This is a genomic window from Dickeya ananatis (genome assembly GCF_019464615.1).
Classification (GTDB): domain Bacteria; phylum Pseudomonadota; class Gammaproteobacteria; order Enterobacterales; family Enterobacteriaceae; genus Dickeya; species Dickeya oryzae.
In genome coordinates, this window is sequence record NZ_CP040816.1 from 240,037 (window position 1) to 252,601 (window position 12,565).

8 protein-coding genes and 1 pseudogene are annotated in these 12,565 nt (G+C 54.9%); 5 read left to right on the forward strand and 4 right to left on the reverse strand.

The window, feature by feature from the left end; all coding sequences use genetic code 11:
* The first annotated feature begins 153 nt into the window (after positions 1-153).
* A complete protein-coding gene (gene lpdA, locus FGI04_RS01035) occupies positions 154-1,578 on the forward strand; it encodes a dihydrolipoyl dehydrogenase (protein WP_342698640.1) in 1,425 nt (474 codons plus the stop codon).
* 186 nt (positions 1,579-1,764) lie between these two features.
* A pseudogene (locus FGI04_RS01040) lies at positions 1,765-2,944 on the forward strand (dienelactone hydrolase family protein).
* A gap of 62 nt (positions 2,945-3,006) precedes the next feature.
* Here FGI04_RS01040 and FGI04_RS01045 read toward each other — a convergent pair.
* A complete protein-coding gene (locus FGI04_RS01045; RefSeq protein WP_407337266.1) occupies positions 3,007-4,338 on the reverse strand; it encodes an MmgE/PrpD family protein in 1,332 nt (443 codons plus the stop codon).
* 469 nt (positions 4,339-4,807) lie between these two features.
* Here FGI04_RS01045 and acnB point away from each other — a divergent pair, with 469 nt between their 5' ends.
* The 3 genes from acnB (at position 4,808) to FGI04_RS01060 (ending at position 10,038) form a co-directional block, all read left to right on the forward strand.
* Positions 4,808-7,405 carry a bifunctional aconitate hydratase 2/2-methylisocitrate dehydratase gene (acnB, locus tag FGI04_RS01050; protein ID WP_407337267.1) on the forward strand — a complete coding sequence of 866 codons (2,598 nt, stop codon included), beginning with the start codon at positions 4,808-4,810 and terminating at the stop codon, positions 7,403-7,405.
* Positions 7,406-7,505: 100 nt separating this feature from the next.
* Complete coding sequence (gene yacL / locus FGI04_RS01055; RefSeq protein WP_016940571.1) at positions 7,506-7,868, forward strand: protein YacL; 363 nt, start codon at positions 7,506-7,508, stop codon at positions 7,866-7,868.
* Between the two features lie 481 nt (positions 7,869-8,349).
* Positions 8,350-10,038: a methyl-accepting chemotaxis protein gene (locus FGI04_RS01060; RefSeq protein ID WP_407340007.1), complete on the forward strand. Its 1,689-nt coding sequence runs from the start codon at positions 8,350-8,352 to the stop codon at positions 10,036-10,038.
* A gap of 93 nt (positions 10,039-10,131) precedes the next feature.
* On the opposite strand, the gene FGI04_RS01065 is transcribed toward FGI04_RS01060, so the two are convergent.
* From FGI04_RS01065 to FGI04_RS01075, 3 genes are all read right to left on the reverse strand, one after another.
* Entirely contained in the window at positions 10,132-10,815 is a 684-nt protein-coding gene (locus FGI04_RS01065) for an SDR family NAD(P)-dependent oxidoreductase (protein ID WP_407337270.1), read from the reverse strand.
* 5 nt (positions 10,816-10,820) lie between these two features.
* A complete protein-coding gene (locus FGI04_RS01070) occupies positions 10,821-11,294 on the reverse strand; it encodes a NanQ anomerase/TabA/YiaL family protein (protein ID WP_012886131.1) in 474 nt (157 codons plus the stop codon).
* A gap of 80 nt (positions 11,295-11,374) precedes the next feature.
* Positions 11,375-12,559, reverse strand: coding sequence for a sialidase family protein (locus tag FGI04_RS01075; RefSeq protein WP_407337271.1), 1,185 nt, complete (start codon positions 12,557-12,559; stop codon positions 11,375-11,377).
* Between the last annotated feature and the right edge of the window lie 6 nt (positions 12,560-12,565).

Sequence of the window (12,565 nt, forward strand, 5' to 3'; positions counted from 1 at the left end):
GTGATTAAGGACAAATCGTTAGTCGCTCGTTGTTTCAAAATTGTTAATGATTTTGTAAACTAGCGCGGCAAAGACACGTCCCGGTGGAAGAGGGCGTTAAGACTCAACAATAATGACGTCACAGACCCGCCGGAAATTCATTAAGAGGTCATGATGAGTACTGAAATTAAAGCTCAGGTGGTGGTACTTGGCGCGGGCCCTGCAGGTTATTCCGCAGCGTTCCGTTGTGCAGATTTGGGTCTGGACACCGTGCTGGTCGAGCGCTATTCCACGCTAGGCGGCGTATGTCTGAATGTAGGCTGTATCCCTTCCAAAGCACTGCTGCATGTAGCGAAAGTTATCGAAGAAGCCAAAGCGCTGGCTGAGCACGGTATCGTGTTTGGCGAACCGCAGACGGATATCAATAAAATTCGCACCTGGAAAGAAAAGGTTATCACTCAACTGACTGGCGGTCTGGCTGGTATGGCGAAAGGCCGTAAAGTCAAAGTCGTCAACGGTTTTGGTAAATTTACCGGCCCGAACACCCTGGTGGTTGAAGGTGAAAACGGCAGCACCACGGTAAATTTCGACAACGCGATTATCGCGGCCGGTTCCCGTCCGATTCAGTTGCCATTTATTCCGCATGAAGACCCACGTGTATGGGACTCTACCGATGCGCTGGAACTGAAAACCGTTCCCGGCCGTCTGCTGGTCATGGGCGGCGGTATCATCGGTCTGGAAATGGGTACCGTGTACCACGCGCTGGGTTCACAGATCGACGTCGTGGAAATGTTCGATCAGGTGATCCCTGCTGCGGACAAAGACGTCGTTAAAGTCTTCACCAAACGTATCAGCAAGAAATTCAACCTGATGCTGGAAACCAAGGTGACGGCGGTAGAAGCCAAAGAAGACGGTATCTACGTGTCGATGGAAGGCAAGAACGCCCCGGCAGAACCGCAGCGTTATGACGCGGTGCTGGTGGCTATCGGTCGTGTACCGAACGGCAAACTGCTGGATGCCGGTCAGGCTGGTGTTGAAGTTGACGACCGTGGTTTCATCCGCGTTGACAAACAAATGCGTACCAACGTACCGCACATCTACGCTATCGGCGATATCGTCGGTCAGCCGATGCTGGCGCACAAAGGCGTGCATGAAGGTCACGTCGCGGCTGAAGTCATCTCCGGTAAGAAACACTACTTCGATCCGAAAGTGATCCCGTCTATCGCCTACACTGAGCCGGAAGTGGCATGGGTTGGCCTGACTGAGAAAGAAGCGAAAGAAAAAGGCATCAGCTACGAAACCGCCGTGTTCCCGTGGGCCGCATCGGGTCGTGCGATTGCCTCCGACTGCGCTGACGGTATGACCAAACTGATTTTCGACAAAGAAACACACCGTGTGATCGGTGGTGCGATTGTCGGTACCAACGGTGGTGAACTGCTGGGTGAAATCGGTCTGGCTATCGAGATGGGATGTGATGCAGAAGATATCGCACTGACCATCCATGCTCACCCGACGCTGCATGAATCCGTAGGTCTGGCGGCTGAAGTCTTTGAAGGCAGCATCACCGACCTGCCGAACCCGAAAGCCAAGAAGAAATAATTCGTTTCCCCGCAACCGTGGTTGTGGGGAACAAACGTCTTGTCTGTTCAATGCGAATCCGGCACCTGTTGCCGGATTTTTTTTACCTTCCTCCCAGAATTCTGATCTGTTCCTGTCAGCGGTATCTGCTTCATTTACAATCAACTCTACCGAAAAGAAACGATGTTTTATTTTTGGAGAATGACAATGAAAAAAGGCGGATTACGGCGTACCCTCGGTATTTTGATGTGCTGTCTGGCGAGTGCCCCACTTATGGCAAACGATCATTCCTATACAACGACGTCAGTAACGGATGACGCCTTGCCCACGTTCTACCCGCAGTTCAAGCAGCAACTGACCTACCCGGATTCCTGGTTGGCTGGGCATGAGGCGCATTTCAATCAATGGCGAGAGCATGCCCGGCAGATAGTACGATCACTGCTGCTCACACCTGATTCTCACCGCGCTTTCGAGCCACAGGTGGTGGACCGTCAGGACCGCGATACCTATGTGGCCGAGAAAGTGGCGTTTAATCATCACCGATGAAAGCCGGGTGGCGGGATTGTTACTGACGCCAAAAACCCCGGGGCCACATCCGGCGGTGCTGTTGCTGCATGATCACGGTGCAAAATTCGATATTGGTAAGGAGAAAATGATCCGCCCGTGGGGGGACGACGCGCGTATCGCTTCTGCAAAGGCGTGGGCTGAACGTTACTTTACCGGCCGGTTTGTCGGTGACGAACTGGCAAAACGGGGTTATGTGGTGCTGGCGGTAGATGCGCTGGGGTGGGGGGATCGCGGGCCGCTGAAATATGAACAGCAGCAGGCGTTGGCCAGTAATTTTTTTAATCTGGGGCGATCGCTGGCAGGGGATATGGCCTACGAAGATACGCGGTCGCTGGATTTTCTGGCGTCGTTGCGCTCGGTTGACCCGAAACGCGTGGGTGTCGTCGGGTTTTCCATGGGGGCTTACCGTGCCTGGCAACTGGCCGCCTTGTCAGATAAAGCGGCGGCGACAGCGGCTGTTGCCTGGATGGGAACGTATGACGGTTTAATGGTGCCGGGCAACAATGTGCTACGCGGCCAGTCTTCTTTCTATATGTTGCATCCGGGGTTACCTGCTCATCTTGATTTCCCTGATGTTGCCAGTATCGCGGCACCGCGTCCGATGCTGTTCTTCAACGGCGGCAAAGATAACTTGTTCCCACAACAGGCGGTGCAAGCGGCGTATGAGCGCATGCATCAGGTGTGGCAGTCGCAACACGCTGATGACCGGCTGGAAACTCGCATCTGGCCTGAGTTAGGACACGTGTTCTATCAGGAACAACAGGAGGCGGTGTTCCAATGGCTGGATCGCTGGCTGGCACCTGCGTCGGAGCGGCGTTAAGTACAGTGAACCAGCCCAGTGGAGTGTCAGGTCAACACAGCGAGAAAGCATCCCGCTGTCGGTTATGACAGGAGACGAACCAGCTCAGCCAGTGCGTCGGGGGTGCGTAACTGGCTGTGGCTGAGCACCTCGTCAGCCGCCAGCCACGGCAGCAGGGTGAGTGTCTGGCGCAGCTTGGCGGTGACATCCGTTTTTACCGCAGCGGTTTGCTGCCAGGTGACTCTGGCATGAAAACATGACCCATCGTTCATCTGCATACTGACGTCATGGAAGCGGGCATCGGGGTTCTGTTCATCCGGTGGTGCGCTCAGGTCTGCCTGACGTGATACTTTGCTTGCTAGTGCGGCAATGCGCGGGTCGACCGGGCCTTCGGTAAAACGCTCCAGTCGTAACTGACCTTCCAGCAGCGCGGCGGCAATCACGTACTCAAGGCTAAAGCGGCCTTCGACGCCGGTAGTGGCCTGCCGGATAAACGGTGCCGCGTCGCCACCCGGTGGGAACCGCACCGTAATACGTTGAATGGCGTCGGGCAGGTCGTCGGGTGAGTGGCCATCCTGCGTGACCCACTGTTCCCGCAGGATAAATGCCGCTTCTGCCGCACTGTGGGTACCGCCACAGGTGGGGTAACGCTTAAAGGTCAGCCCGGGTGACACCATCCGCCAGGGGGCCCCCCAGTGCGCGGTCAACGCTTCATCGTGGTGCTGGCCGTCGCCATGGGCCGCGAGAAACGCCTCCAGCACGGTATCAGGGTTGCCATGGAATCCCGCCAGTGCCAGTTGCGTGGCACTTAACCCGGCACGCGCGGCCAGCCCGGCATGTAGCGGCTTCATAGCGGAGCCGAACTGCGCACGCAGTCCGGCGGCTTGTGATGCTGCCAGTCCCAGCGCATTAGCGGTTTGATCCGGTGTCGCGCCGATCAGTCGGCAGCTTGCCGCTGCTGCCGCAATGGCGCCCAGCGTCGCCGTATTATGGTAACCCTGGCTGTAGTGGCGTGGCCCTGCCGCCAGCCCCAACCGCCCGGCCGTTTCTACGCCGATAGCGTAGGCGGTAAGGAAATGCGTCTGCGTGAATGTCGGGTGTTCACCCACCAGAGCCAGCAAGGCAGGCAGAATAACCGTGCTGGGATGACCACGAAACCCGGAGTGAAAATCGTCAAAATCCAGCGCATGACCTGCATAACCCAGCAGCAGGCTTCGGCTCTGGCTATCGTTGCCGGGGTAGACCGATTTTAACGGCGCAAGCCCGCTGTCTGCTACCGCACCCTGCCAAACCGGCAGTGCGCAGGCGAGAAAATCCATGACGCCTTCGCGGGCGAGATCGATAACGGTCGTATCCGGTTGAGTGGTGACGATCAGGTGCGCCAACCGGGCGGTAATACGGGAATGGGCTGACATGGCGATATCTGTGCTGTGACGTAAATGTGAAGAAAGACAATGCCGCGAATGACGTGAGAAGCATAGCAATTTTTTCTGCTTTTAACGGCGATAATCCGTCATATCGGGGTGGTAACAGTGGGTTTGGCATTCGGCGGCAGTGGCGAATATTCTTTTTATTATCCTTATCGTTTCTATGGGCTAAGCGGTGGTTGATTTTGCCGCCAACTGCTATGCTGGCCTCAAGGGAGGAGGCTTGGCTTATGTCGTTTAACGCCCCCATCCTTGAGAAAAAAGCAGTACAGGTATAAAAAGCAGTACAGGTATAAATGTTGCCTTAATGTAAACGAATTAACAAACGGTTCAAACTCTGATATGTTGAACGGGCTGGACCGGGCACTCTGACCTTACCTATCCATACGCTGACAATCAGCCTAAAGCTGGAACTGAGCGCCAGGCATAATTAGACAATGAGAGCGAGGAGAACGTCGTGCTAGAAGATTATCGCAAGCACGTAGCCGAGCGGGCTGCACAAGGGATCGTCCCCAAGCCGCTAGAGGCTTCGCAAATGGCGGCACTGGTGGAATTGCTGAAAAACCCCCCCGCCGGAGAAGAAGAGTTTTTAGTCGACCTGTTAGTCAATCGTGTTCCGCCGGGTGTTGATGAGGCGGCCTACGTCAAAGCCGGTTTCCTGGCTGCCATCACCAAAGGTGAGACGGTTTCTCCCCTGGTCACCCCGGAAAAAGCAACTGAGCTGCTGGGTACCATGCAAGGCGGCTACAATATTCATCCGTTGATCGATGCGCTGGATAACCCCGCTCTGGCACCGGTTGCCGCCAAAGCCTTATCCCACACCCTGCTGATGTTCGATAATTTCTACGACGTGGAAGAAAAAGCCAAAGCTGGCAATGCCTACGCGCAGCAGGTTGTTAAATCCTGGGCTGAAGCCGAGTGGTTCCTGTCCCGTCCGCAACTGGCGGAAAAAATCACCGTGACGGTATTCAAGGTCACTGGTGAAACCAATACCGATGATTTGTCTCCGGCGCAGGATGCCTGGTCTCGTCCGGATATCCCGCTGCATGCGCTGGCCATGTTGAAAAACGCCCGTGATGGCATCGAGCCGGATCAGCCGGGTGTGGTCGGCCCCATCAAGCAGATCGAAGCGCTGAACAAGAAAGGCTTCCCGTTGGCCTATGTCGGCGACGTCGTCGGTACCGGTTCTTCCCGTAAATCCGCCACCAACTCGGTGTTGTGGTTCATGGGGGACGATATCCCGAACGTGCCGAACAAGCGTAGCGGTGGCGTGGTGCTGGGTGGCAAGATTGCGCCGATTTTCTTCAACACCATGGAAGACGCGGGTGCGCTGCCGATTGAGGTCGACGTCACCAAGCTGAACATGGGTGATGTGATTGATGTTTATCCGTACAAGGGTGAAATCCGTCATCACGATAGCAACGAGCTGCTGGCCAGCTTTGAACTGAAAACGGATGTGCTGCTGGACGAAGTTCGTGCGGGTGGTCGTATTCCGCTGATCATTGGTCGCGGCCTGACCAGCAAGGCGCGTGAATCGCTGGGTTTGCCGCACAGTGACGTATTCCGTCATGCTAAAGATGTGGCTTCGAGCAGCCGTGGCTTCTCGCTGGCGCAAAAGATGGTTGGCCGTGCCTGCAGTGTAGCCGGTATTCGTCCGGGCGCTTACTGCGAACCGAAGATGACCTCGGTGGGCTCTCAGGATACGACCGGGCCGATGACCCGTGACGAGCTGAAAGACCTGGCTTGTCTGGGCTTCTCGGCTGATCTGGTGATGCAGTCCTTCTGTCATACTGCGGCCTATCCGAAGCCGGTTGACGTGAATACTCACCACACCCTGCCGGACTTCATCATGAACCGTGGCGGCGTATCGCTGCGCCCGGGTGATGGTGTTATCCACTCCTGGTTAAACCGCATGCTGTTGCCGGATACTGTCGGCACCGGCGGTGACTCTCACACCCGTTTCCCGATTGGTATCTCTTTCCCGGCAGGCTCTGGTCTGGTGGCGTTTGCCGCCGCGACCGGTGTGATGCCACTGGATATGCCGGAATCAGTGCTGGTGCGTTTCAAAGGTCAGATGCAGCCGGGGATTACCCTGCGTGATTTGGTCCATGCGATCCCGTATTACGCTATCCAGCAGGGTCTGCTGACCGTTGAGAAGAAAGGTAAGAAAAACATCTTCTCCGGCCGTATTCTGGAAATCGAAGGGTTGCCGGATCTGAAAGTCGAGCAGGCGTTCGAACTGACCGACGCCTCGGCAGAGCGCTCGGCGGCGGGCTGTACCATTAAGCTCAACAAAGAGCCGATCATCGAGTACCTGAACTCCAACATCGTTCTGCTCAAGTGGATGATTGCTGAAAGTTATGGTGATCGCCGCACGCTGGAGCGTCGTATTCAGGGCATGGAAAAATGGTTGGCGGATCCGCAGTTGCTGGAAGCCGACGCCGATGCAGAATATGCCGCGGTTATCGACATCGATCTGAACGAGATCAAAGAGCCGATCCTGTGTGCGCCGAACGATCCGGATGATGCACGTCTGCTGTCCACCGTGCAGGGCAACAAAATCGATGAAGTGTTCATCGGTTCTTGTATGACCAACATCGGTCACTTCCGTGCTGCCGGTAAACTGTTGGATCAAAATAAAGGGTCATTGCCGACCCGTCTGTGGGTGGCTCCGCCGACCCGTATGGATGCCGCACAGTTGACCGAGGAAGGCTATTACAGCGTCTTCGGTAAGAGTGGCGCACGTGTCGAAATCCCGGGCTGTTCACTGTGCATGGGTAACCAGGCGCGTGTGGCAGACGGTGCGACGGTGGTATCGACCTCTACCCGTAACTTCCCGAACCGTCTGGGTACGGGTGCCAATGTCTATCTGGCCTCGGCAGAGCTGGCGGCGATAGCGGCGCTGCTGGGGCGTATTCCGACGCCGGATGAGTACCAGCAGTATATGGCGCAGGTGGACAAAACCGCAGACGACACTTACCGTTATCTGAATTTTGACCAGTTGCAGCAGTACACCAACAAAGCGGATAAGGTGATCTTCCAGACCGCTGTATAAACCGCTATAGTTTATTGTAATAACAGGAAGGGAGGCCGAAAGGTCTCCCTTTTTTTACTGTTGTGGCACGCGATAGCGAATCAGGCAGAGGAGAACGATCATGGATTATGAGTTTTTGCGTGATGTCACCGGGCAGGTGGTGGTCCGGATGTCGATGGGCCATGAAGCAGTCGGGCACTGGCTAAATGAAGAGGTGAAAGGTCAGCAGGCCGTGTTGGATGAAGTGGAGGCGGCGGTGCGTGAACTTTCCGGCAGCGAACGCCAGTGGGAACGTGCTGGTCATGAATACACGCTGCTGCTGGACAGTGAAGAGGTGATGGTGCGCGCTAACCAACTGGCGTTTGAAACCGACGAGCTGGAAGAGGGCATGAGTTATTACGACGAAGAAAGCCTGTCACTCTGCGGTCTGGAGGACTTTCTGGAGCTGCTGGAAAAATACCGGGCGTTCGTTGATAAAAGATGATGTAGATAAGGGATGATGCAGACAACATGATGCCGCGACAACGGATAACGGATGGCGTATTGTGCGCCATACCAAACGCATCCGAGGGCAAGCGGCGGTATCTCTCGCAACCTGAAAATATGACGGATATATAGCAATTGTCTCCAATTGTATTAATAGCGTTAGTCTATGCTTTTCCCTATCGATTATGATGCCAGTTTGACTTAGTATGAAATACAAATACGGCAGTCACTAAAACAGACAGTAAAAACTTATCCAGACAGGCTATTTTATTTGCCATTTTGGCGTTGGGCAGCATTCGGCATCCGCACAACTTGGTGTGTGGGTTTCGTTTACGCTACCTGGGTTGAAATGATGAAATGCGCTGCGTTGATAATATTTATTGGCATAGATTCTATACCCCAAATAATTCGAGTTGCAGCCAATACGCCTGCAACCTGAAGTATGAAAGGTATATAGTTAAGTTGGCATCGGGGGATACATGAAAAATACCATGACGGTAAAACGACAAATTGTAGTTGGTTTTATTATTCCTATATTAGTCAGTGTGGTATTAGGTATTTCGGGTTTGATAACCATTCGCCACATCAGCAATATATTAACCGAAGTGAATGATGAAAACAGTGTTAAGCAATTCTATGCAGTGAACTTGCGTGGCAGCGTTCACGACCGCTCAATTGCTGTTCGGGATTTATTAATTGCGGACAAGCAAGAGCTTTCTGTGATTATCAATAATATCAACAAACTGGCAGAGGTTTATCAACAGTCAGATGTGAAGCTCGACGCGATGATGAGCCAGCTGTCGATATCCGGTCAGGAAAAAACGTTATACCAAAATATACAAAATTCGAATAATAAAACCAGCGCAATCATCGCCCGATTAATTGCATTGCAAAATGAAGGCAAGGGTGATGCAGCCCGTACTCTCTTGTTGAGTGAGGGACGTGGGGCATTTGTACAGTGGCTGGCGGATGTGAATGCGTTTATTAATTATGAGGCTGAACAGAATAATCAGTTGACGCATACCGCAAGAGAAACTGCAAGGTATTTTAGCGTGGCAATGCCGATTGTTTTAATCGTCGCCATATTACTGGGTACATTGGCGATGTTTGCAACCCGCCGCCGAATTTTTCAGGCACTGGGTGCCGAACCGGCTGTATTACTGACGATGACCCGTGCGATCGCCTCCGGTAATTTAACCGAGAAAACCATCATTACTGATAAGCAGCAACACAGTGTCATGGCAGCGATTGAAACCATGCGCCAGTCATTAATTAATATTGTCGCTAATGTGTCAACGCACGCCGAAGGGGTGACGGTTGCCAGCGAAAATATCAGCAAAAGCAGCGTGGCACTGTCGCAGCGTACCGATATGCAGGTGTCGGCGTTGCAGCAAACTTCGGCAGCGATGGGGCAGGTGTCCGAGTCGGTGAAAGACAATGCCGCCAGCGCCAGACAGGCCAGTCAGTTATCTGAAAATGCGGCCAGCGAAACGCATCAGGGTAATCAACTGGTGAGTAAAATCGTGGATACGATGGAGAACATCAAGCGGCATTCGGACAGCATTTCGTCTATCACCAAAGTGATCGAGGATATCGCCTTCCAGACCAATATTCTGGCGATTAATGCGGCGGTAGAAGCGGCGCGCGCGGGGGAAGTAGGGCGCGGTTTCTCGGTGGTGGCGGCTGAAATTCGCACCCTGTCGCAGAAAACGACGGCATCGGCGCATCAGATAAAACACCTTATCGATGCGTCATCCGAGAAAATCGGCGAGGGCTACAGTGAAATCAGTCAGGCGTCTGAAGTGATGCAGAAAATTAATCAGGCGGTTGATTTGTCGAGCGAGTTTATCAGGAAGATTGCGGATACCTCGGCGGAGCAGTCCATCGCGACACAGGAAATCGCCCAGTCACTGGCTGAGATGGAGCGCACAACGCAACAGAATGCCGCGATGGTCGAACAAACCGCAACGGATACCACCTACCTGGAAACGCATTCGCAGGAATTGAAGCAGTCCGTTAGTCGCTTTACGATTGCTGATACGATGACCACAGGCTCGATGACCACAGGCTCGATGACTACAGGTTCGATGACTACAGGATCGATGAACGCCGGTTCGATGATGGTCAGCAGCACTCCGCGACTGGCGTTGAGCGTTGCCAGCCGCTGAGTGTTTGAATGAATTAATGAAGGAATATGCGTGCGCTACGGCCACACGGCATAGCGCTTGTGGCCGGGTTACCATGGGGCATTAGCCGCACAACTACAACGAGGCTCCGCCGCATATAACCAGTTGTTGTCCGGTGATGGCGGCGGCGGAAGGGGACAACAGGTACGCGACCAGATCGGCCACTTCCTGCGGTTGAATAAACCGGCCAATGGGCGGCAGTTTCGGCGGTGAACTTTGTCTTCCCGGCTGGTTGAGCATCGGTGTTTCGGTCGCTCCCGGTGCCACAATATTCACCGTGATACCGCGTGGGGCCAGTTCTGCCGCCCAGCTTCGCACCATACCAATCATCGCCGATTTGGTGGCGACGTACTGGCTACGTCCGGCAGCACCACTGGAGGTCCGGCTACCCAGCAGGATGATGCGCCCGCCTTGCGGCAGTTTGTTCACCAGCCTGTCGGCTAACACTTCCGCCACCTGAATATGCAGCTTCCACAACTGCTCGCTATCGGCGTAGGACAAGGTGCCCAGTGTCGCCGCTTTCATCACCCCGGCGGCGTGGATCACTGCGCCGACGGCGGGCAGGCTGTCCAGCAAGGCACAGAGCGCAGGTGTATCAGTGATATCCAGCGGACAATGCCTGAAATTGGGGTGCTGATGCGCGCCCGGTTGACGTGACAGCCCGATGACCTTCCAGCCTGCCGCCAGCAGAGTGGCGGTAATGGCGGCACCGATGCCGGAGCTGCTGCCGGTGATCACCGCCTGTTTCTGTGCTGACATACGCGTTACCCCTGAGTGTTCAGTTGTTCAACCGGTATCTTAAACACCGCTTTTTTCACCGGGGCTGGCTGGTCGTTGATGGCGCACAGCGCCTGATGGGGTTCACCCGGATAGAAGGTGACGAAATCCCCGGCGGCCAGTCGAATGGCGTGCGGTACCTGCGACTGTTCCAGAATAAACAGGTCCGGTTTGCGTTCGGTAGCGGCGCGATCACTGGCGTCGTTCAGGTCGTAGCCGATGATCTCTTCCCCTGCCAGAATCAGCTGGATATCGAGAAAACGGCGGTGGAATTCGGTATGACGTTCGGCTTTCGGTGCGGTGGATACCGTGCCGATAGAATAGAACCAGTCCACGTTATCCGGCTGGTATTTCCCTTCCGGCAGCGCGTTTAGCTGAGCAAGCGTGAAGCCGGAAAGAATGCGCCACAGCGGTTCGGGCAAGGTGGCCAGTGACAGATGATTCAGATTACCTGCGATCATAAGTGGTTCCTTAGCAAGTCGTGAGCAAATAGACGGGAAACGGCGAAAGCCCCTCCCTGCAAGAGGGAGGGGAGACCGGGTTAACCTTTGACCCACTCTTCGCTGACGCAGACATATTTAATCGCCTGACGGAAGTAGGTAAACGCGATGTGCAGTTTGCCGTCCGGCCCCTGTTTGATGCTGGGGTAGGAGAACTCGCGGTTACGCTTCTCGGTTGAGTTGTTGGTCATGCAGTAACCGTCACCCACTTCCAGATTGCGCTGCCACGGCCAGGTTTTCCCACCGTCTTCAGAAATTGCCAGCGTCATCGGTGCACGTGGCGCGCCCCAAAAGGCGCTGCGTCCGGTGGCGATTTCCGGCATTTTGGCATCGCTCTCTTCTTCGTCTTCGATTTCGTCATACAACGACAGGCGGCGTTCGGTCGCGCCGTCGGCATTCATGGCGTTGAACACCAGTGCCAGATGGCCGTTATCCAGCGTGGTCACCTGAATCGACGAGTTGTTGTTCGGAAGACGAGTCGCCTCTGGCTCAGACCAGGTTTCTCCACCGTCGGTCGAGTGACTGCGGTAGATGAAATCGGCCCAGCGGCTGCGGAACAGCGCCAGCAGAGTGCCGTCTTTGAGCAGGGTGATGTTCATGTGTACGCAGCCCGTGCTGTTTGGCACCACCGACTCACGCCAGGTTTGCCCGCGATCGCTTGAAATCTTCACCGCGCTGATGTCATCGTTGCCGACCCATTTCTCACCCGGCTGGACGCGGCAGTAGAACACCGGCAGCAGCCAGTCGCCGTTGGGCAGCACGGTAATCGGCTGGCGGATAAAGGTGCCGGGTTGTTCCAGCAGTACGCCAATTTCACCCCAGGTGTAGCCCTGATCCTGTGACTGGCGGTAACGCACGATGGCGGTATCCTGATTGCCAGATTTCTGCGCGGTGTACAGTAACCACAGTACGCCGTCCGGTGCCAGAAACAGCACCGGGTTCTGTTCTGAACTGGTCGGGTCGTCGGAGAGTTTGACAGCAGGCGTCCATTGCCCACTCCCGTTCACCAGCCGCGACAGATAAATCGAGATGTCCGACACCCCTTCCTGGGTGCCGCCGAACCAGACGCACAGCACATCGCCATTGGGCAGATGCAGCAGGTTAGACGCATGGTTCTGCGGGCATTCTGACGGAATGTACGCGTCAAGACGTTGGTTGTCAGCGTCAGCCGGGCGGACCAGGCCGTCGCGTTCGATGGTAATGGTTTCGGTCGTTTCGGTCGTCATGACTAC